The organism is Amycolatopsis japonica, assembly GCF_000732925.1.
Taxonomy (GTDB): Bacteria; Actinomycetota; Actinomycetes; order Mycobacteriales; family Pseudonocardiaceae; genus Amycolatopsis; species Amycolatopsis japonica.
In genome coordinates this window covers 4,399,078-4,422,923 of the sequence record NZ_CP008953.1, presented here as the reverse complement: position 1 = coordinate 4,422,923, position 23,846 = coordinate 4,399,078, and the positions used below count along the sequence as shown (strand labels likewise).

The following is a 23,846-nucleotide window of genomic DNA, read 5'->3' as shown; positions in this document are numbered from 1 at the left end:
TCAAGATGGCACGAGCAGTGGTCGGTGAACGGGTTCCGGTCTACGACGTGGTCGGGGTCGGGTTCGGTCCCTCGAACCTCGCGCTCGCCATCGCCGTCACCGAGCACAACGCCGCGCCCGGGGCCGAGACCGTCACGGCCCACTTCCTCGAGCGCCAGGCCCGTTTCGGCTGGCACCGCGGGATGTTGATCGACAACGCGACCATGCAGGTGTCCTTCCTCAAGGACCTCGCGACGATGCGGAACCCGACCAGCTCGTTCAGCTTCCTGTCGTATCTGCACAGCAAGGACCGGTTGGTGGATTTCATCAACCACAAGAACCTGTTCCCGTTGCGGATCGAGTTCCACGACTACTTCGAATGGGCGGCGGAGAAGGTCGACGACCTGGTTTCCTATGGCACGGAGGTCCTTTCCGTCACGCCGGTGTTCGACGGTGACGAGATCGTGTTCTTCGACGTGCACGCCCGTACCGACGGCGAACTGGTGAACCTGCGCGCCCGCAACCTGGTGATGGGGACCGGGCTGCGCCCGAATCTCCCCGAAGGTGTGACGCCGGGCACACGGATCTGGCACAACAGCGAACTCCTGCACCGGCTCGAAGGCATGGCAGCCGAGGAGCCGCGCCGGTTCGTCGTCGTCGGCGCCGGCCAGAGCGCGGCGGAGGTCAGCGCGCTGCTGCACGATCGCTTCCCCCGCGCCGAGGTGTGCGCGGTGTTCGCGCGGTACGGCTACAGCCCGGCCGACGACAGCGCGTTCGCCAACCGGATCTTCGACCCCGAGGCGGTCGGCCGGTTCTACGAGGCACCGGAAGCGGTCAAGGACCGCCTGATGCGCTACCACGGCGCGACCAACTACTCGGCCGTGGACATCGAACTCATCGACGAGCTGTATCGCCGCGTCTACCGCGAGAAGGTGCAGGGGATCGAGCGGCTGAAGCTCATCAACGTCTCCCGGCCCACCGAGGTCACCGACACCGGCTCCGAAGTGCGGGTCACCGTCGAGGCGCTGGAAACCGGGGCGCGGACCAGGCTCGACGCCGACTTCGTCGTGTACGCCACCGGGTACAGCCCGGCGGATCCGACCCCGTTGCTCGGCGAGCTCGCCTCCACCTGCGCGCGCGACGACGAGGGAAGGCTCCGCGTCGAACGCGACTACCGGATCGTCACCGAACCGCCGCTCGACGGCGGGATCTACCTGCAGGGCGGCACCGAGCACACGCACGGCATCACGTCTTCGCTGCTGTCCAACACCGCCGTCCGGGTGGGCGAGATCCTCCAGTCCATTGTGGACCGGCGCGCCGCCGACGCGCCCAGGCCCGAGTACGCGGTGAGCGGGTCCGGGCCCGCCTGAGGCCGGACGATCCCGAGCGTTTCCGAACGGTGGAGGCAAACCCGATGAACCGCGGCTTTCCCCTGACCCCGGCACAACAGGGGATCTGGCTCGCCCAGCAGCTCGACCCGGCCGATCCGGTCTACACGATCGGCTGGGTCGTGGAGCTTCGCGGCGACATCGACCTCACCCGGCTGGGCGACGCCGTTCGGCGGGCGGTCGCGGAGGCGGAGTGCCTTCACGTGACGGTCGGCCTGGACGGCGACACGCCGGTCCAGCGTCCGGTCGCTCCCGGGGAGGTCGCCGTTCTCGACTTCAGCGCTGAGCCGGATCCGGAGCGGGCGGCCGACGAATGGGCACGTGGTGAACTCACCGTGGCGGCCGACCCCGCCCGGGGGCCGCTCACCGCGCACACGCTGCTGATCCTGGCCGGGGACCGGGTCCGCTGGTTCCAGCGCTACCACCATCTGGTGATGGACGCGCACGGGCAAGCCGTCCTGACCCGCCGCGCGGCGGCACTCTATTCGGGCACCGCCGAGGAGGTCTCCTGGCCGCTGTCGGGATTGGCCGAGGCCGGCTATGACGGGCAAGCCGACCGCGACTACTGGCTGGGTGAACTCGCCGGCAGGCCGAACCCGGTGCGGCTGCTCGGTCGTGCGTCGGCGGGCCGGGTCCGGCTGCGACGGCATTCGTGGGAACTGCCCGCCGCCGAGGCAGGACGGCTGCGGAAGTTCGCGCTGGACGCGGGGACGCGGCTGTCCCGGGTCGCGATCGCTGCCGTCGCGGCGTACGCCCATCGTGTGACCGGTGCCGAAGACCTCGTCCTCGGCCTGCCGGTCACCGCGCGCACCACCCGCGCCCTGCGTGAGCAGCCGGGCATGGTCTCCAACGTCCTGCCGCTGCGGCTGAGCGTGCGGCCGGAGACGACGCCGTCGCGACTGGTCGCCCAGGTCGCGGAGAAGGTCTCCGCCCTGCTGGAACACAGCCGGTACCGCGGGGAAGACCTCGCCCGCGAACTCGGCGCGAGCGGCGGGGTGCACGAACTCGTCGGGCTGAGCGTGAACTACATGGCCGTGGACGACGCGCTCGCGTTCGGCGACGCGAGCGCGACGGTGCACAACCTCGAACTCGGGCCGATCAGCGACGTCGCCATCGCCGTGTACGACGCCGGCGAGGGCCGGGGCCTCCGCTTCGACTTCGACGCCGACGAGGCCGCCTCGTCCGACGACGAACTCGCCGACCATCGCCGCCGGTTCGCCGCCGTACTGGACGCTCTGCTGGAAGGCCCGGACCTGCCGCTGGCCGCCATCGAGCTGCTTTCATCGGAAGAGCGGGCCCGGGTCTTGGAGCTCGGGACCGCGGTCGCGGACTCGCCCGAGGTGTCCTGGCCCGAGGCGTTCGCGCGGGTCGTGGCACGGAAACCGGACGCCGAGGCCGTCGTCTGCGAGGACGTCCGGATGACCTACGCCGCGGTCGACGCCGCCGCCAACCGGCTCGCGCGGCTGCTGCGCCGGCGCGGGGTCGGTGACGAGGACGTCGTCGGCGTGGCCATGCCGCGTTCGGCCGATCTCGTGGTCGCCCTGCTCGGTGTCATGAAGGCGGGGGCCGCGTATCTCCCGCTCGACCTGGACCACCCCGAGGACCGCCTCGCGTACATGCTCGCGCACGCGGGCGCGGGGATCGTGGTGTCCACTGTGGAGGAATCCGCTCAGCTCCCGTCCGGTGTGGACGTCGAGCGGATCCTGCTCGACGACCCGGCGATCACCGCCGAGCTGGCGGATCTCGATCAGTCCACTATGGACGTTAGCGGGATCGCGCTGAGCCAGGCCGCGTACGTCATCTACACCTCGGGCTCGACGGGTAAGCCGAAGGGTGTGGTCCTGTCCCACGATGGGATCGGCAGCCTGATCAGCACGGCGACCGAGCGGATCGGCATCGGCGAGGACAGCCGGGTGGTGCAGTTCGCCTCCACCGGGTTCGACGTGACGGTCTGGGATCTGGTCATGTCGCTGTGCGTCGGCGGGACGCTGATCGTCGTGCCGTCGCACCGCCGTGTGGCGGGCGTCGAGCTGACCGGTTACATCGCCGCCAACGCGGCGACGCATATGATCCTGCCGCCGTCGCTGGTCGCGGCCCTCCCGGCGGACTGCGAGCTGCCGATGGGCGCGGTACTGATCGTCGGCACCGAGACCGTCCCGCCGGAACTGATCGCGCGCTGGGCCGAAGACCTGAAGGTCGTCGCCGCGTACGGGCTGACCGAGGCGACGGTGAACTCGACGCTGTGGGCGGCCGAGCCCGGCTGGAGCGGGCCGATCCCGATCGGTGTCCCGGATCCGAACACCCGCTGCTATGTCCTCGACACCGCGCTGCGGCCGGTCCCGGTCGGCGTCGAAGGGGAGTTGTACGTCGGCGGACGCGGTCTCGCCCGGGGTTACGCGGGGCGTCCGGGGCTGTCGGCGGAACGCTTCGTCGCCGATCCGTTCACCGGTGGCGGCGAGCGGATGTACCGCACCGGCGACCGGGTCCGCTGGCGCGCGGACGGAAACCTCGATTTCCTCGGCCGCACCGATCACCAGGTCAAGATCCGCGGCTTCCGGATCGAACCCGGGGAGGTCGAATCCGCGCTCGCCGCGTATGCCGGGGTCGAGCGGATCGCCGTCGTGCCGCGCGAGGTCAAGCCGGGGGATCGGCGCCTGGTGGCGTACGTCGTGCCGCAGGCCGACGGCTCGCCTTCGTCGCTGAAGGAACTGCGCGCCCACGCGGAATCGGCGTTGCCGCACTACATGGTGCCGTCGGCCTTCGTGGAACTCGACCGGCTGCCGATCATGCCCAACGGCAAACTCGACCGGACCGCGCTGCCGTTGCCGGACTTCGGTGCCGCCGTGACCGGCCGCGCACCGGGCACCGAGCGGGAACGGATCCTCTGCGACGTCGCCGCACGTGTCCTCGGCCTGGCCACGATCGGCGCGGACGACGACTTCTTCTCCCTCGGCGGCGACAGCATCCTGTCCATCCGGCTCGTGCTGGGCGCGGCGGAACACGGTCTCGCCATCACCCCGCGCCAGGTTTTCCAGCACCGGACTCCCGAAGCGCTGGCCGTCTGTGCTGAAGCAGTACGCGGCGTGTCCACTGTGGACGACAGGCCGCTGCTGGAGCTGACCGACGCCGAACGTGCGTCGCTCGCCGAATACGCCGAAGTCCTGCCCGTGACGCCGTTGCAGGAAGGCTTCTTTTTCCACGCGGAGTTCGAAGGCGGCTCGAACGCCGACATCTACACGGTCCAGGAAGTGCTGGACCTCGAAGGCGACGTCGACGCCGACGCGTTGCGCCGGTCGGTGCAGACGCTGCTGGACCGGTATTCGTCGCTGCGGTCCGGCTTCCGGCAGCTCGACGGCGGCCGGGTCGTCCAGACGGTGGTACGGCACGCCGAACTGCCGTGGCGCGAGGCGTCCGCCGAAGACGCTGAAGTGGCCTTCGAAGCCGATCGTGCGCGGCGGTTCGACTTCGCCCGGCCGCCACTGCTGCGGGCGACTTTCGCCCGGCTCGGCGAGGATCGCGCCAAGCTGGCGCTCACGTTCCATCACATCATCGCCGACGGCTGGTCGGTCGTGGTGCTGCTGCGCGAACTGCTCGCGGCGTACGGGGGAGCACCCGTACTGCCGGAAGCGGGCACCCGTGCCGACCACCTGCGGTGGCTCGCGTCACGCGATCACGAGGTTTCGCGCGAAGCCTGGCGGACAGCACTGTCCGAAGTGGACGAACCCACCCGCCTGATCGACGAACGAGCCGGAGCGGCGAGACGGCCGTCGCGACTGCACTTGAGCCTCGGCGAGCAAGCGACGACGGCGTTGTCCGCGATGGCCCGCGAGCACGGGCTCACCCTCGGCACCGTCCTGCACGGCGCCTGGGGGCTGCTGCTCGGCGGGCTCACCGGACGGGACGACGTGCTGTTCGGGAGCACGGTCTCCGGCCGCGACACCGGCGCCGCCGGCCTCGAATCGGCGGTCGGCCTCTACATCAACACCGTGCCGGTGCGGCTGCGCTGGTCGGGCACCGAGACCGTCGCTGCCGTGCTGCGACGACTGCAGGACGAGCAGGCGGCCCTGCTGGACCACCAGCATCTGGGCCTCGGCGAACTGCAGCGCCTCGCGGGCGCGGGGCAGGAAGAACTGTTCGACACCCTGGTCGTCGTCGAGAACTTCCCGCGCGACGACGAGCGCGCCTCCGGAACCCTCCGCCTCGCGGGCGTCGAGGTCACCGACGCGGTGCACTTCCCGGTCGCGGTGATCGCGACCCCGGGTGACGACCTGGCGTTCAGCGTCAAATTCGACGCCGCCCGCATCGACGCGGTCGTGGCCGGGCAACTCGCGGAACGGTTCGCGCGGCTGCTGGAGACGTTGACCGCGAACCCCGGCCTGCCGGTCGCCGCGCTCGACCTGCTGTCGCCCGCCGAACGCGGCCGCCTGGCCGAACTCAACGCGACCGCGCATCCCGTGCCGGAGCGCACGCTGGTCGAGGCCTTTGCCGCGCAGGTCGCCAAGACCCCGTCCGCGACGGCGGTGATGTTCAAGGACACCGAACTGTCCTATGCGGACCTCGACGCCCGTGCGGAGAACGTGGCGCGCAGGCTGCGTTCCCTGGGAGCCGGTCCCGAAGAGGTCGTGGCCGTCGCCGTGCCGAGGTCGGCCGAGCTGATGGTCGCGTTGCTGGGTGTCCTCAAGGCCGGGGCCGCCTACCTGCCGATCGACCTCGACTATCCGGCCGACCGGCTCGAATACATGCTGGCCGATTCCGGCGCGCGTCTCGTGCTCTCCGAGCGCGGGACGGCCGCGCGGATCCCGGATGTCGCCGGGCTGACTCGGGTCCCCGTGACCGGCGAGCCCGTTGACGACGTCGAGGGTGTGTCAGCCGGACCGGACAACACCGCATACCTCATCTACACGTCGGGGTCGACCGGGCGGCCAAAGGGCGTTGCCGTCACGCATCGCGCGATCGTCAACCGGCTCGCGTGGATGCAGCACGAGTACCGGCTCACGCCCTCGGACCGCGTGCTGCAGAAGACGCCGTCGAGCTTCGACGTGTCCGTGTGGGAGTTCTTCTGGGCGCTGTGCGAAGGCGCCACGGTGGTGCTGGCCGAGCCGGACGGCCACCGCGATCCCGCCTATCTCGCGCGAGTGATCCGGGGCCGGCGGATCACCACCCTGCATTTCGTCCCGTCGATGCTCGCCGCCTTCCTCGGCAGCGACGAGGCCACCGGCGATCTCGGATCGCTGCGTCGGGTGTTCTCCAGCGGCGAGGCGCTGCCCGGCGAGACCGCCGCGCGGTGGCGCTCGCTGACCGGTGTCCCGCTGCACAACCTCTACGGCCCCACCGAGGCGGCCGTGGACGTGACCTTCTTCGCCTGCACCGATGCCGACGGCGCCACCGTCCCCATCGGACGTCCGGTGTGGAACACGCGGCTGCACGTCCTCGACGGCTGCCTCCGCCCAGTGCCCGACGGCGTGGCGGGCGAGCTGTACCTCGCCGGTGTCCAGCTGGCCCGCGGCTACCACGGACGGCCCGGCCTGACCGCAGAACGCTTCGTCGCCGACCCGTTCGGCGAGCCGGGACAGCGGCTGTACCGGACCGGTGACCTGGTTCGCCGCCGCGCCGACGGCGAGATCGAGTACCTCGGCCGCACCGACCGGCAGGTGAAGATCCGCGGCAACCGGATCGAGCTCGGCGAGATCGAAGCCGTTCTCGTCGCGCAGCCGGAGGTCACGGCCGCGACGGTCGTGGCGAAGGACGGCGCGCTCGTCGGCTACGTCGCCGGGAGCGCGGATCCGGAGAGCCTGCGGACCGCTCTCGGCGAGGCGCTGCCCGCCCCGATGGTCCCGCAGGCTTTCGTCGTCCTCGACGAATTCCCCTTGACCCCCAGTGGAAAGCTCGACGTCCGGGCCCTGCCCGCGCCCGAGACCGGCCGGACCGAAGCCGCGCCCGGGAACGATCAGGAGCGCGCGCTCGCGCGGATCTTCGCCGACGTCCTCGGCCTGGAGACCGTCGGCGCCGACGGCGACTTCTTCTCCCTCGGCGGCGACAGTATCTCGTCGATCGCCGTGTCGAGCCGTGCCCGGCGGGCAGGATTCGAGCTGAGCCCCAAGGACGTGTTCGAACTCAGGACCCCGGCCGCGCTCGCCGCGTCCGCCACGCCGGCCGAGCCGGTGGCCGACGCCGACGGCATCGGGGCCGTCCCCCTGCTGCCGGAAATGCTCCGGCTGCGTGAGCTGGGTGACGCGGTCCAGCCGGAGTCCGTGCTGCTGACCGTGCCCTCCGGGGCCGACCTCGAGACGCTCGCCGCGGCCCTGCAGCTCGTCCTCGACCACCACGACGGCCTGCGGCTCCGGCTGTCGCGGGTCGCCTCGGTGCTGTGGTCGCTCGAAGTCCGTCCACAAGGGACCCTCCAGGCCGCGGACCTGCTCCGTCACGCGACCGGTTCCCTCGAAGACGAGTACCTGGACGCCGCGGACAGGCTGACCGACAATCTGCTGCAGGCCGTCTGGTTCGACGAACCGGGCAGGCTGCTCCTGCTCGCGCATCCGGTCCTGCTGGACGCGCGGAGCCTGACCACGCTGTCCGCCGATCTCGCGACCGCCTGGCAGGCCGTGACCGAGGGGCACTCGCCGGTGTTCACTTCGGCGCGGACGTCTTTGCGGACCATCGCCCGCCGGATCACCGACGCGGCGCAGGATCCCGCGCTCCTCGGCGAGATCGAGCACTGGACCGAGACGCTGACGCCGGTCTCCTTCGAGGTCGACGGCGGCGAGCTCACCGAACGCCGGATCACGCTGTCCGTCGAGGACACCCGGACGCTCGTCGGCGCGCTGCCATCGGCCGTGCACGGCGACGTGACCGACGTCCTCCTGACCGCGCTGAAGATCGCCGTCGACGGTGACCTGCTCGTCGATCTACACGGCCGGGTCGACCCGTCGGACACGATCGGCGCGCTGACCTCGGTCCGCCCGGTGCGGATCACCGCGTCCGGCGAACCGCTCGCGATGCTCAAGGCCGTCAAGGAAACCGTCCGGAAGACACCCGAGGGCTACGGCCCGCTGCGCTACCTCAACGCCCAGACCGGACCGCTGCTCGCCGGGCTCGCGAAGCCGCGGATCGCCCTGCGGTACGACGGCCGCGTCCCGGCCGGACCGGGGGAGTGGCAGGTCGCCGGGTACGCCGCTGTGCCGCCGTCCGGAGACCATGCCGTGCGGATCGGGGTCGCCTGCGAGGAGACCGAGGAAGGTCCGAGGCTGACGGCGACGTTCGCGGGCGGTGACCTGGCCGAACGCTGGGCCGCCGCGCTCGTCGACCTCGCGGCCGTGGACACGACGGCACCGGTGGGACTCACCCCGTCCGACCTCGAACTGGTGTCGCTGACCCAGGAGGAGATCGACCGCGTCGAGCGGTCCAGCCCCGTGCCGGTCGCCGACGTCTGGCCGTTGTCGCCGCTGCAGGAAGGCCTGTTCTTCCACTCCAGCTACAACTCCGACCGGGTCGACATCTACACGATCCAGGAGGCGATCGACTTCGATCACCGCCTGGACGCCGACAAGCTGCGGACGGCGGTGGCCGCGCTGCTGCGGCGGATCCCGAGTCTCGGCGCCGGTTTCACCAGTGAAGGGCTGCGCGGCCCGGTCCAGTTCGTGGCGGCCGAGGTCGCGCCGCCCGTGTCCGAAGTGGACCTTTCGGCGCTGCCCGAAGACGAGCAACGGGCGAAGCTCGACGAGCTGATGGCCGAGGACCGCGCGACGCGGTTCGACCTCGGCGCCCCGCCGCTGTTCCGGCTGAAACTGGTGCGGCTCGGTGACGGCCGCGACCGCGTGGTGCTGAACCGGCATCTGCTGCTCTGGGACGGCTGGTCGGCCTGGCTGTTCATCGAGCAGCTGTTCGCGCTGTACGACCTCGGCGGCGACGACCGGACGCTGCCCGCGGCCGGGTCCTATGTGGACTTCCTGCGCTGGCTGGACCGGCAAGACATCGAGGCCGCCACGAACGCGTGGCGCGAGGCGCTGTCCGGTCTCGCGGAGCCGACCGTCGTCGGCCCCGAAGGCCGTGACCTGGCCCCGGCGACCCCGGTCAACCTCGACACCGTGCTGCCCGCCGGCCTCAGCCGTGCGTTGCGCGAGCAGGCCCGCAGGCACGGTCTCACGGTGAACTCTGTGCTCAACGCCGCCTGGGGTCTGGTCCTGTCGACGATGACCGGACGGCAGGACGTGGTGTTCGGCGCCGCGGTCGCGGGCAGGCCCGCCGCCGTGCCGGAGATCGAGAACACCATCGGCCTGTTCCTCAACACCGTGCCCACCCGGGTGCGGCTCGACGCGGGCGAATCCGTGCTGGACCTGGTGCGGCGCCTGCAGTCCGAGCGGATGGACCTGACCCCGTACGAGTTCATGAGCCTCGGGGTCCTGCAACGCGAGGCCGGGCACCGTGTCCTCTTCGACACGCTGTTCGTGCTGCGCAACGCCGACGGTGACGAACGGCGCGACGGCCTCCGTCACCGCCACGGCATCACCGACCTGTTGAACATCGATGCCACGCACTACCCGCTGACGCTGGTGGTCACCCCGGGCGAGGAAACGCGGGTCACGCTGTCCTATCGGGACGACGTCATCGACACCGCCGAAGCGGCGTCGGTGCTCGACCGATTCACGTCACTGGTCGAGCAGATCGTCGACGATCCGGCGAAACCGGTCGCCGCGCTGGCCACGGTGTCCACTGAGGACCGTGCGGCGCTGGAAGCGGGCTGGGCCGAGGCCGAACATCCCGTCATCGAGGACACGATCGCGGATCTGCTCGCCGTCCAGGCGGAGCGGACCCCCGACGAGACCGCCCTGGTGTTCGGCGAGGAACAGCTGACCTACGCCGAACTCGACGCGCGCATCAATCGGATGGCCCGGCTGCTGCTGGCCAAGGGCGCCGCGCCGGAACAGGTGATCGCGCTCGGCTTGCCGCGCTCGATCGACATGGTCGTCGCGCTGTTCGCCGTGCTGCGAACAGGGGCGGCGTACCTGCCGCTGGAACTCGACTACCCGGTCGAGCGGCTCGCGGTGATGCTGGAAGACGCCGGGCCGCTCTGCCTGGTGTCCACAAAGGACGTCTCGGCGACGCTGCCCGGTGCCACGCCCCGGGTGCTCGTCGACGACCACGAGGACAGGGCGTTCGGCGGCGGCCCGATCTCCGACGCCGAACGCCCGCTGTTCGCGCGGAGCCGCGCGGACCGCATGGAACACCCGGCGTACGTCATCTACACCTCGGGCTCGACCGGCAAACCCAAGGGCGTCGTCACGCCGTACCGCGGCCTGACGAACATGCAGCTCAACCACCAGGGCGCGATCTTCGCCCCGGCCATCGCATCGGCGGGCGGACGGCGGCTGCGGATCGCGCACACCGTGTCGTTCGCCTTCGACATGTCCTGGGAAGAGCTGCTGTGGCTCGTGGAGGGGCACGAGGTCCACGTCTGCGACGAGGAACTGCGCCGGGACGCGCGAGCGCTCGTGGCGTATTGCGACGAGCACGAGGTCGACGTCGTGAACGTGACGCCGACGTACGCCCACCTGCTGATCGAGGAAGGCCTGCTGGACGGGCACCGGCCCGCGCTGGTCCTGCTCGGCGGCGAGGCGGTCTCGGAGTCGGTGTGGAACCGGCTGCGCGACACCGACGGGACCTACGGCTACAACCTGTACGGCCCCACCGAGTACACGATCAACACGCTCGGCGGCGGTACGACCGACAGCGACACCCCGACCGTCGGCAAGCCGATCTGGAACACCCGCGCCTACATCGTCGACGCCTGGCTCCGGCCGGTCCGCGACGGTGTCGCGGGTGAGCTCTACATCGCGGGCGAGGGCCTGGCCCGCGGTTACCTCGGCCGTCCCGGCCTGACGGCCGAACGGTTCGTCGCCGATCCCTTCGTGCCCGGAGGCGGGCGCATGTACCGCACCGGTGACCTGGTGCGCCGCCGTCCCGACGGGAACCTCGACTTCCTCGGCCGCACCGATGATCAGGTGAAGATCCGCGGCTACCGCGTCGAACTCGGCGAGATCGAGACCGCGCTCAGCCGCTACTCGGAGGTCGCGCAGGCCGCCGTCATCGCGCGGCCGGACCCGTCGGCGCCCGGCCTGCAGCGGCTCATCGGCTACGTCGTCCCGGCGGAACTGAGCGGGGACGCGCGCGCCGAAGCGGAAGCCGACCAGGTCGGCGAATGGCAGCAGATCTACTCCGACGAGTACACCGAGATCCCGACGGCGTTGTTCACCGAGGACTTCGCGGGCTGGGACTCCAGCTACGACGGCGACCCGATCCCGGTGGAGCACATGCGGGAATGGCGGCGCGCGACCGTCGACCGGATCACCGAACTGAAGCCGGAACGGGTGCTGGAGATCGGCGTCGGCACCGGCCTGCTGATGGGGCAGATCGCGCCGCTGGTCCAGGAGTACTGGGGGACCGACCTCGCCGCACCGGTGATCGCGAAGCTGAACCGCGAGCTGGAACAGGACCCGGCGCTGGCGGCCAAGGTGAACCTGCGCGCCCAGCCGGCGCACGTGTTCGACGGCCTGCCCACCGGCCGGTTCGACACGATCGTGATCAACTCCGTCATCCAGTACTTCCCGAGCGTCGACTACCTGACCGACGTCATCACCCAGGCGATCGGCCTGCTCGCCCCCGGCGGCGCGCTGTTCGTCGGCGACGTCCGGAACCTGCGGCTCGCCCGCGCCTTCCACACCGCGATCCAGCTCACCCGCGCCGACGCCACCTCCGACGTCGCCCAGGTGCGCCGCGCGATCGAACGCGGTGCCGCGCTGGAGAAGGAACTGCTGATCGATCCGGACTACTTCACCGCGCTCGCACGGCGGCTCCCGGACGTCGCCGCGCAGGTCCGGATCAAACGAGCCCGGCTGCACAACGAGCTGAGCCGGTACCGGTACGACGCGGTCCTGGTGAAGGAGCCCGCCGAGACCTTCTCGGTCGCGCAAGCTCCGCGCTTGTCTTGGGACGAGGTCGGTTCCCTCGCCGCGTTGGAGGACCGCCTCGGCGGCGAGGAAACCCTGCGGGTGAGCCGGATCCCGGACGCCCGCCAGACGCCCGAGGTCGAGGCGACGCGGGCGCTGGACGCCGGTGCGCCGCTCATCGACGTCCTGGACCTCTTCCGTGCCCCGGCAGGGATCGAGCCGGAGGACGTGCACGAACTCGGCGACCGGCTCGGGTTCCGGGTGTACTGCACCTGGTCGACCGACGGCGCGTTCGAGGCCGTGTTCGTCCACAAGGGACAAGCGGACGCGCTGGTCACCGGTGTGCATCAGCCGGTTTCGGTGGGCACGAGCCTGGCCAAGTACGCGACGAGCCCGACGGCGGCGCGTGGCGGCGGCGAACTCGTGCAACGCCTGCGGGACCGGCTCAAGACGGAACTGCCGGACTACATGGTCCCGGCCGCGTTCGTCACGCTGGGCGCCTTGCCGCTGACCGACAACGGCAAGCTCAACACCCGCGCGCTCCCGGACGCCGAACAGACGGTGCGGCTCGCCGAAAGCCGTCCGGCCGAGACCGCCGAGGAAGAGATGCTGTGCGTGCTCTTCGGCGAGGTCCTCGGCGTGGAGGGGGTCGGCGTCGAGGACAACTTCTTCGACCTCGGCGGCCATTCCCTGCTCGCCACCCGGCTCATCAGCCGGGCCCGCACCGAACTCGGCGCCGAACTGGCCATCCGTGACCTCTTCGAGGCGCCGACGGTCGCGGAGCTGGCCGCTCGCGCGGGTGGCGGCGAACCGGCGCGGCCCGCCGTGGTCCGCGCCGAGCGCCCCGATCGGGTCCCGCTTTCCGCCGCTCAGCGCAGCCTTTGGCTCGTGGACCGGATGGAGGCGAACGCGGTCGCCTACAACTTCCCGCTGACCTTCCGCCTGCGCGGCGACCTGGATCTCGACGCGCTGCGGGCCGCGCTCGGCGACGTGCTCGGCAGGCACGAAGTCCTGCGGACCGTTTTCGAGGAGCATGACGGAGAGCCCTACCAGCGTGTTCTCGACGCGCCGGAGATCCCGTTCGCCGTCGAGGACTGCGACGAAGCCGACCTGGATGCCCGGATCGCCGAGCTCTCGCGGACGCCGTTCGACCTGGCGCGGGAGATCCCGGTCCGGCTGCGGGTACTGCGGATCGGCGATGGCGACCAAGTGATCTCGCTGGTCCTGCACCACAGCGCGACCGACGAATGGTCCGACCGGCCGTTCCTGGGCGACCTCACCTCGGCCTATCGGGCGCGGCTCACCGGCGACAGTCCCGTGTGGACGGATCTCCCGGTGCAGTATGCCGACTTCGCGTTGTGGCAGAAGGACTTCCTCGACCAGCACGGTGCCGCCCAGCTCGCCTACTGGGCCGAGTCACTGCGTGGGGCGCCGGACGAGCTGACCCTGCCACTGGATCGTCCGCGTCCGCTCCAGCCCACGGGCAAGGGCGGCAAGGTGAAAGCCCGGCTCTCCGAGGAACTGTCGGCCGCGGTGCGCGACCTGGCGGCGAAGGCGGGAGCGAGCCCGTTCATGGTGCTCCAGGCGGCGGTGGCCGCACTGCTGCACCGGACCGGTGCCGGGGACGACATTCCGCTGGGTGCCCCGATCGCCGGACGGACCGACGCGGCGCTCGACGACCTCGTCGGGTTCTTCGTGAACACGCTGGTGCTGCGGACCGATCTGTCCGGCGAGCCGACGTTCGCCGGCCTGCTCGCCCACGTGCGCGAGGCCGACCTGGCCGCGTTCTCGCACGGCGACCTGCCGTTCGAAAGTGTCGTCGAACGGCTGAACCCGTCCCGCGTCCCGGGGCGCAATCCGCTGTTCCAGGTGATGGTGGGTTACCACCGGCAGAGCGACGCGCACGACGTGCTCGGGCTGCCCGCCGAGTGGTTCGAGATGGACACCGGGATGGCGAAGTTCGACCTGCACTTCACGATGGTCGACGACGGCACGACCGCGACGTTGATGCTGGAGTACGCTGAAGACCTCGCCGGCGAGACGACGGCCGTGCGCCTGCTGGACCGGCTCACGTCCCTGCTGGTACAGGTCACCGCCGAGCCTGAGCGGCCGGTCGCCGCGCTCGACATCCTCGTCGGGGACGAACTCGCGCAACTCAGCGGCTGGAACCGCACTTCGCACGATGTCCCGGCGAGCACGTTGCCGGAGTTGTTCGAGGCGCAGGTGGCCCGGACGCCGGATGCTCCGGCTGTGGTGTTCGAGGGCGTCGCGCTGTCGTATGCCGAGTTCGACGCGCGGGCGAACCGGCTCGCGCGATGGCTGGCAGACCAGGGTGTGGGTGCGGAGTCGGTGGTGGCGGTGTCGCTGCCGAGGTCGATCGATCTCGTCGTCGCGTTGTACGCGGTGCACAAGGCCGGTGGCGCTTACCTTCCGGTCGACCGTGACTATCCGGCCGATCGCATCGCGTTCATGCTCGAAGACGCCGTCCCAGCGGTCGTGCTCGAAGAGCTGCCCGTTCTCGACGGGTACTCCTCCGAAAGCCTGGGGCGGATCGTCGACCCGTCGTCCCCGGCGTACGTGATCTACACGTCGGGCTCGACCGGTCGCCCGAAGGGTGTCGTGGTGCCGCATGCGGGCATCGTGAACCGGTTGCTGTGGATGCAATCCGAGTACGGGCTGACGGCTGATGATCGGGTGTTGCAGAAGACGCCGTCGAGTTTCGACGTGTCGGTGTGGGAGTTCTTCTGGCCGCTGATCACCGGCGCCACACTGGTGGTCGCCAAACCGGAGGGGCACAAGGACCCGGCGTATCTCGCCGAGCTGATCCGCACGGCCGGGATCACCACCGTCCACTTCGTACCGTCGATGCTCGCGCTCTTCCTGGAGACAGCGGAGTGCACCGGCCTCCGGCGCGTGATCTGCAGTGGTGAGGCACTGCCGTCGGACCTGGCGGCCCGCGTGGACGTCCCGCTGTACAACCTGTATGGTCCGACCGAAGCGTCCGTCGACGTGACCGCTTGGCGGGCCGGTGCCGAGACGACGCCGACCGTCCCGATCGGACGTCCGGTGTGGAACACGCGGACGTACCTGCTGGACGCGCGGCTGAACCCGGTTCCGCCGGGTGTCCCCGGTGAGCTCTACCTCGCCGGCGTGCAGCTCGCTCGCGGGTACCTCGCCAGGCCCGGGCTGACCGCGGAACGGTTCGTGGCGAACCCGTTCGTCGCGGGGGAGCGCATGTACCGCACCGGGGACCTCGCGCGCTGGTCGGACGACGGCGTACTGGAGTTCCTCGGCCGCGTGGACGACCAGGTCAAGATCCGCGGTTTCCGGGTCGAACTCGGCGAGGTCGAGGCGGCGCTGACCGCGGTCGAGTCCGTCACGCGCGCGGTGGTCGTCGCGCGTGAAGACCGGCTGGTGGCGTACGTCGTCGGTTCGGTCGACGGGCTGCGGGAAGCGGTGGCCGCGAAGCTGCCGGACCACATGGTGCCGTCGGCGTTCGTCGTGCTCGACGAGATCCCGCTGACCCCGAACGGCAAACTCGACCGCAAAGCCCTGCCCGCCCCCGAGTTCGCGACCGCCGAAGGCCGCGAGCCGAGGAACGCGCGGGAAGAGGCGCTGTGCGCGTTGTTCGCCGACGTGCTCGGTGTCGAACGGGTCGGGATCGACGACGGTTTCTTCGCCCTCGGTGGGCATTCGCTGCTCGTGATGCGCCTGGTCAGCCGGATCTCGGCGAGTCTGGACGCCACGGTGTCGGTCCGGGATGTCTTCGACGCTCCCACGGTCGCGGCTCTGGCCGAGCGCCTCGCGGACCCGTCCGACCGGCCGGTCCTGAGGGCGGGGAACCGGCCGGAGCAGCTGCCGCTTTCGCCCGCGCAGCAACGGTTGTGGTTCCTGTACCGGCTCGAAGGGGTCACGCCCACCTACAACATCCCGCTCGCCTGGCGGCTGCACGGCGAGCTGAACGTGGACGCGTTGCGCGCGGCGGTCGGCGATCTCGTCGAGCGGCACGAGCCGCTTCGGACGGTGTTCGTCGAGGAAGGCGGCGTCGCGGCGCAGCGCATCCTGACCGACGCGCGTCCGGAGGTCCGTTTCGAGGAAGCGGGCGATCTTTCCGCGCGGTTGGCCGCCGAAGCCGGTCGCGGATTCGCCCTCGACGAGGAACTCCCGATCCGGGCCACGGTCTTCGCCGTGTCACCGCGGGAACATGTCCTGCTGCTGGTGATCCACCACGTGGCGACGGACGAGTGGTCGCAGGGACCGCTCATGGCCGACCTCGCCGCGGCATACGAGGCGCGTCTCGCCGGAAACACTCCACAGTGGACAGAGCTGGCGGTCCAGTACGCGGACTACGCCCTGTGGCAACGCGAACTGCTCGATTCGACGGCCTCCGGGCATCTCCGGTTCTGGCAGGAAACACTGGTGGATCTGCCGGACGAACTGCCGCTGCCCGCGGACCGGCGGCGTCCGGCCGAATCGAGCCATCGCGGTGGTCTCGTCACCTTCCCGATCGACGCCGCGCTCACCGCACGGCTGCGTGCGGTGGCCCAGCGGCACGACGTCAGCATGTTCATGCTGGCGCAGGCCGCGGTCGCGGCACTGCTGCACCGGCTCGGCGCCGGGGACGACATCCCGCTGGGCGCCCCGAGTTCCGGCCGCGTCGACGAACGGCTGGAGCCGCTGATCGGCTTCTTCGTGAACTCGCTAGTGCTGCGCACCGACCTGTCCGGCGAGCCGGCGTTCGGCGAACTGCTCTCGCGGGTGCGCGCTACCGATCTCGCCGCCTTCGAACATCAGGAGCTGCCGTTCGAGCGCCTGGTCGACGCCGTCAACCCGGAACGTTCGCTGGCCCGGCACCCGCTGTTCCAGGTGATGGTGGTGTACCTGCCTGAGGCCGAGGAAGGGCTGAAGCTGCCCGGGCTTCGTGCGGAGCAGGAGGACTTCGCGCAGGGTGTCGCCAAGTTCGACCTCGAGTTCGGTTTCCTGGAGAACGGCGACGGGATCTCCGGCGCGATCGAGTACAGCGCCGACCTGTTCGACCACGCCACCGCCGAATCTTTCGCGCGGCGTCTGGTGACCGTCCTGGAGCAGGTGGCGGCCAATCCCGCGATCCCCGTCGGCGAACTCGACGTGCTTGCCGAAGACGAGCGCACGCTGCTCGGGCACTGGAACGACACCTCGCACGACGTCCCGGCGAGCACGTTGCACAAATTGTTCGAGGCGCAGGTGGCGCGGACGCCGGATGCTCCCGCTGTGGTGTTCGAGGGCGTCGAGCTTTCGTATGCGGAGTTCGACGCGCGGGCGAATCAGCTGGCGCGGTGGCTGGCCGAGCAGGGTGTGGGTGCGGAGTCGGTGGTGGCGGTGTCGCTGCCGCGGTCGATCGAACTCGTCGTCGCGCTGTACGCGGTGCACAAGGCGGGCGCGGCCTACCTGCCGCTCGACACGGACTACCCGGCCGATCGCATCGCGTTCATGCTCGAAGATGCCGTGCCGGCGGTCGTTCTGGACGAGCTGCCGGTGCTGGACGGCTATTCGGGAGAGAGCCTGCGGCGGGTCGTGGATCCCGCGTCTCCGGCGTACGTGATCTACACGTCCGGATCGACCGGTCGCCCGAAGGGTGTCGTGGTGCCGCACGAGGGCATCGTGAACCGTCTACTGTGGATGCAGGACGAGTACGGTCTGACGGCCGACGATCGCGTGCTGCAGAAGACGCCGTCGAGTTTCGATGTGTCGGTGTGGGAGTTCTTCTGGCCGCTGATCACCGGCGCCACGCTGGTGGTGGCCAAACCGGACGGCCACCGGGATCCGCGGTATCTCGCGGAGCTGATCCGCGACCAGGGGATCACGACCCTGCACTTCGTCCCGTCGATGCTGGAGGCGTTCCTCGCCGAAGAGCCGGAGTGGCATGGCGTCCGCCGCGTCCTGTGCAGTGGCGAGGCGCTGCCACCGGAGCTGGCCGCTCGCGTGGATGTCCCGCTGCACAACCTTTACGGGCCGACAGAGGCTTCGGTGGACGTGACCTCGTGGGAGGTCATTGACGACACCGTCCCCATTGGACGCCCGGTGTGGAACACGCAGGTCCACGTGCTCGACTCCCGGCTCCGGCCGGTTCCGCCGGGTGTGGCGGGCGAGCTGTACCTGGCGGGCAAGCAGCTAGCGCGTGGCTATCTCGGCCGGGCCGGGCTCACCGCGGAACGGTTCGTGGCGAACCCGTTCGCGGCGGGGGAGCGCATGTACCGCACGGGCGACCTCGCGCGGTGGCGGGCCGACGGCGCGCTCGACTATCTTGGCCGCGCCGACGACCAGGTCAAATTGCGCGGCTTCCGGATCGAGCTGGGCGAGATCGAGTCCGTGCTCTCCGCGCGGGTGGTCCTGCGGGAGGGCAGGCTCGTCGCGTATCTGACCGGGGAGGCCGACGTCGAGGAGGCCCGGCGGCTCGCGGAGGCCACCCTGCCGGAGTACATGGTGCCGTCCGCGTTCGTCGTGCTGGACGCGTTCCCGTTGACACCCAACGGGAAGCTCGACCGCAAGGCGCTCCCCGCGCCGGACTTCTCCGGCGAGGTCACCGACGACGCCCCGCGCACGCCTCGCGAGGAACTGCTCGCGTCGCTCGTCGCGGGTGTGCTCGGGTTGGCGAAGGTCGGTGTCCACGATGACTTCTTCCGCCTCGGCGGGGACAGCATCGTCGCGATGCAGCTGGTCGGCCGCGTGCGGAGTGCCGGGCTGCTGCTGAGCCCGCGTGACGTCTTCCGGCACCGGACCGTCGCCGCCCTGGCCGAAGTCAGTGCGGTGCGGCTCGACGCGTCCGCGCCCGAGAACGGGAAACCGTTGGTGGACCTCGACGCGGGGGAGCGCGCGGAGATCCTCGACGTCGCACCGGACACGGCCGAGGTGTGGCCGCTGACGCCGTTGCAGGCCGGGTTGCTCTTCCACGCGACGATGGACGGCGACGGGCCCGACGTCTACACCGTCCAGGTGTCCTTCGATCTCGACGGGCCGCTGGATCCGGCTCGGTTGCGCGACGCCGCTCAGGCGCTCATCGACCGGAACGCCGTCCTGCGTACCGGCTACCGCTACCTCGCGTCCGGGCGCCCTGTAGCGCTGGTGGCCCGTTCGGTCACGGTTCCCTGGCGTTTCGTGGATTCGCCGGACGCCGTCGAAGCGGAGATGGCCCACGACAGGCGTCGCTTCGATCCGGCTGCCGCGCCGGTGCTGCGGTTCCTGCTGCTCGCCCTGCCGGACGGACGGCACAGGCTGGTGTTCACCCACCAGCACGTGCTACTCGACGGTTGGTCGGTTCCGCAGCTTTTCGCGGAGCTGTCGCAGCTCTACTCCGGAGCCGACGTGGCGCCGGCCCGCCCGTATCGCGACCATCTCGGCTGGCTCGGGAGCCAGGACCGGGAGGCGGCGGAGGCGGCTTGGCGGCAGGCGCTCGACGGCCTGACCGAGCCGACACATCTCGTCCCGCACGACCCGCAGCGCGTCCCGGCCCTACCGGAGCGGCTGTCGCTGGAGTTGCCGGAGCAGGCGACCGGGGCGCTCACCGCATTGGCCCGCTCACGCGGCCTGACCCTGAACACGCTGGTCCAGACGGCGTGGAGCATCGTGCTCGGCAGGCTCACCGGCCGTGCGGACGTCGTCTTCGGCGCGACGGTCGCCGGGCGCCCGCCCGAACTGGCCGGGGTCGAGCGGATGATCGGCCTGTTCATCAACACCATCCCGGTGCGGATCGTGCTCGACCCGGCCGAGAAGCTGGGCGACCTGCTCGACCGGGTCCAGGACGAGCAGTCCGGATTGCTCGCGCACCAGCACTTCGGGCTCGCCGACATCCAGCGCGGCGCCGGGCTGGGAGAGCTGTTCGACACGCTGATGGTGTTCGAGAGCTACCCGGGCGCGGACGAGGACGAGACGGGTGCCGGGCTGCGCGGGGAGATCGTGCGCCACGACGACTCCACGCACTATCCGCTCACCTGGGCGGTGGAGCCGGGAGCACGGCTGAAGCTCACCGCGGAGTACCGTGCCGACCTGTTCGACGCCGGCCTGCCGGAACGGCTCCTGCCCGCGATGGAGCGCGTGCTCGCGACGATGGTGTCCGATGTGGACGCTCCCGTCGGCCGGACCGACATCCTGGGCGAGGCCGACCTGGACCTGATCGTGCGCGAGTGGAACGGGACGGCACTCGCCGTGGAACCGTCCACTGTGGCCGGTCTGTTCGAAGAGCAGGTCCGGCGCTCGCCCGACGCGACAGCGGTGGTGTCCGGTGCGGTCGCCCTGACCTTCACCGAACTCAACGAGCACGCCAACCGCCTGGCCAGGGCGCTGGTCGCCCACGGAGTGGGGCCCGAGGACTTCGTCGCCTTGGCGCTGCCGCGTTCGGCCGACGTGCTGCTGGCGATTCTCGCGGTCCACAAGGCGGGGGCGGCGTACCTGCCGCTCGACCCGGGCTATCCGGCCGAGCGGCTGGCCGCGATGCTCGCCGACGCGCGACCCAAGGTGATCCTGACCGAGCCCGAGCTGCTGGAGTCGTTGCCTCGGACGGAGATCGAGACGCTGGCGCTCTGCGCGCTCGTCACCGAAGACCGGCAGGCACACGACCTGACCGACCGGGACCGCGTCCGTCCGCTTGTCCCGGAGCATCCGGCGTACGTGATCTACACGTCGGGCTCGACCGGGACGCCCAAGGGGGTCGTGGTCCCGCATCGCGGCGTGGTGAACCTGTTCCACAGCCACCGCGCCACGTTGCACCGGCCCGCGGTGGAGGCCACTGGCAAACCGCATCTGCGGGTCGGGCACGCGTGGTCGTTCTCCTTCGACGCCTCCTGGCAGCCGCAACTGTGGCTGCTCGACGGGCATGCCGTGCACATCGTGGACGAGGAGACGCGGCGCGACCCCGGGCTGCTGGCCGCGATGATCGAACGGGAGGGCTTCGACTTCATCGAGGTCACGCCGTCGTTCTTCGCGCAGATGGCGGACGTGGGCCTGCTCGACGGCGACCGGTGTCCCCTCGCGATGATCGGTGTCGGCGGTGAGGCGGTTCCCGAGAGCCTGTGGCGTCGCCTGGCCACTTTGGACGGCACGGAGGCCTTCAACCTGTACGGGCCGACAGAGTCCACAGTGGACGCACTGGTGGCGCGGATCGGCGACAGCGAGAAGCCGCTGGTAGGCCGTCCGGTCGCGAACACCCGCGCCTACGTGCTGGACGCGGCGCTGCGGCCGGTACCACCCGGCGTCACCGGCGAGCTGTACCTCGCCGGGGCCGGGCTCGCCCGCGGCTACCTCGGGCGGACGGCGCTGACGTCGGAGCGGTTCGTGGCGGATCCGTTCGGGCCGGGGGGCGCCCGGATGTACCGCACCGGAGACCTCGCGCGCTGGACCGCGGACGGACGTCTGGACTTCGGCGGGCGCGCCGACGACCAGGCGAAGATCCGCGGGTTCCGGGTCGAGCCGGGCGAGATCGAAGCCGTGCTCGAACGGCACGGCGACGTCGCTCAGGCCGTCGTCCTGGTGCGTGAGGATCGCCCTCGGGTCAAGCAACTCGTGGCGTACGTGGTGTCCACTGTGGAGCGGGACGAGCTGCGGCGGTTCGCGGCCGAGACGTTGCCGGACTACATGGTCCCGGCGGCGTTCGTCACGCTCGACGCGCTTCCCACGCTGTCGAACGGGAAACTGGACCGCAAGGCGCTGCCGGCGCCGGACTACTCGGAGCTGGCCGGTGGCCGTGCGCCCGAGACCGCGCTGGAAAAGACGTTGTGCGCGCTCTTCGCGGAAGTGCTCGACGTGCCGGAACTGGGTGCTGACGACGACTTCTTCGCCCTCGGTGGGGACAGCATCGTCGCGATGCGGCTGGTCGGCCGGGCACGCGCGGCCGGGCTGAAGATCACGCCGCACGACGTGTTCGCGGGCCGGACGGTCGCGGCGCTGGCCGCGGTCGCGGAACGAATCGAGGACGATGGAGCGGTCGCGCTCACGCCGATCATGCACGCGCTCCGCGAACTCGGCGGTCCGATCGACGGTTACCATCAGGCCGCGTTGGTGCGGACACCCGCCGGGATGACCGGCGGGCAGCTGAAGACCGTGCTCGACGCGCTCGTGGCGAGGCACGACATGCTGCGTGCGCGGCTCGACCGGTCGGTCGACGGCTGGGTGCTGCGGGTGGCCGAATCAGCCGAGGCGCGCATCGAGCGTGTCGACGCCGAGGACGGCGATCTGTTCACGCTGATCGAGCAGCACGCGGTGCCGACTCGTTCCCGGCTGGACCCGGACGCCGGCGTGATGCTGAGCGCGACGTGGTTCGACGCGGGCTCGTCGGGCTCCGGCCGGTTGTTGCTGATGATCCATCACCTGGCCGTCGACGGCGTCTCGTGGCGGATCCTGCTGCCGGACCTCGCTTCCGCCTGGGAATCGGTCGCGCGCGGCGAGACGCCCGCGCTGTCCTCTGTGGACACTTCGTTCCGGCGATGGGCGCGGGCGCTGTCCACACAGGACCGTGCGGGTGAGCTGGAGCGGTGGAAGTCGGTGCTGGGCGGTGGGGATCCGATCCCACTGGAACGGCCGCTCGACCCCGCTCGGGACGTGCAGGCGACCGTGCGGAAGGTGTCGCTGAGACTGTCCGCTGAGCGGACGGCCCCACTGCTGTCCCGGGCGACGATCAACGACGTCCTGCTCACCGGTCTTGCCCTCGCCGTCGCCCGCTGGCGCCGGGACGGGGGACGGGCGGTGCTGGTCGACGTCGAGGGGCACGGCCGCGAAGAGGAACTGGCGGACCTTTCACGGACGGTCGGCTGGTTCACCAGCGTCGTCCCGGTGTGCCTGGACCTGGGCGACGTCGACCTGGACGACGCGTTCGCGGGCGGGCCCGCCGCCGACGACGCGTTGAAGCGGGTCCAGGCTCATCTCGATGGGCTGTCGGACGGCGGTATCGGGCACGGCGTGCTCCGCTACCTGAACCCGCGTACCGGGCCTGAACTCGCGAAGTTCGCGAAGCCGCAGATCGAGTTCAACTACCTGGGCCGGATCGGCGTCCCCGAAGCGACCGACTGGTCGTACGCGGCGGAGGCCGAGGCGGCCGAAGTCGGTGCCGACGACGGGATGCCGGTCTCGCACGCGCTGACGGTCAACGTCGTGGCCGAGGACCGCCCCGGCGGTCCTGAACTGAGCGCGCACTGGTCGTGGCCGGAGGCCGTGCTCACCGAAGACTCGGTGCGGGAACTCGCGGAAGGCTGGTTCCTCGCGCTGGACGCGCTCACTCGCCGGGCTGATTCACCGGCCGTACAGAAGGAGAACAAGGAATGACGAACCCGTTCGAGAACCCCGACGGCACATACCTGGTGCTCGTCAACGACGAGGGACAGCACAGCCTGTGGCCCGAGTTCGTCGAGGTCCCGGCGGGCTGGACCACGAAGTTCGGCCCGGCCGCGCGTCCGGAGTGCCTCGAGTACGTCGAGACCAACTGGACCGACCTGCGGCCCGCTTCGCTCGTCAAGGCCATGGAGTCCTGACCCGCTTCGGTCCGTGAAGGCCTCCTTGAGGGACTTCTGGT

3 protein-coding genes are annotated in these 23,846 nt (G+C 70.6%); all 3 read left to right on the top strand.

Annotated elements, in window-relative coordinates; genetic code table 11:
• The first annotated feature begins 5 nt into the window (after positions 1 to 5).
• The 3 genes from AJAP_RS20530 to AJAP_RS20520 are packed head-to-tail and all read left to right on the top strand — an operon-like array spanning position 6 to position 23,805.
• Positions 6 to 1,349 carry a lysine N(6)-hydroxylase/L-ornithine N(5)-oxygenase family protein gene (locus AJAP_RS20530; protein ID WP_038514179.1) on the top strand — a complete coding sequence of 448 codons (1,344 nt, stop codon included), beginning with the start codon at positions 6 to 8 and terminating at the stop codon, positions 1,347 to 1,349.
• Positions 1,346 to 23,599: a non-ribosomal peptide synthase/polyketide synthase gene (locus tag AJAP_RS20525; protein ID WP_228695013.1), complete on the top strand. Its 22,254-nt coding sequence runs from the start codon at positions 1,346 to 1,348 to the stop codon at positions 23,597 to 23,599. The genes AJAP_RS20530 and AJAP_RS20525 overlap by 4 nt, the downstream gene beginning before the upstream one ends.
• Positions 23,596 to 23,805 (top strand): MbtH family protein, encoded by a 210-nt coding sequence (locus AJAP_RS20520; RefSeq protein WP_038514173.1) that lies wholly within the window; start codon positions 23,596 to 23,598, stop codon positions 23,803 to 23,805. Before AJAP_RS20525 ends, AJAP_RS20520 begins: the two co-directional genes overlap by 4 nt.
• The last annotated feature ends 41 nt before the right edge of the window (positions 23,806 to 23,846 follow it).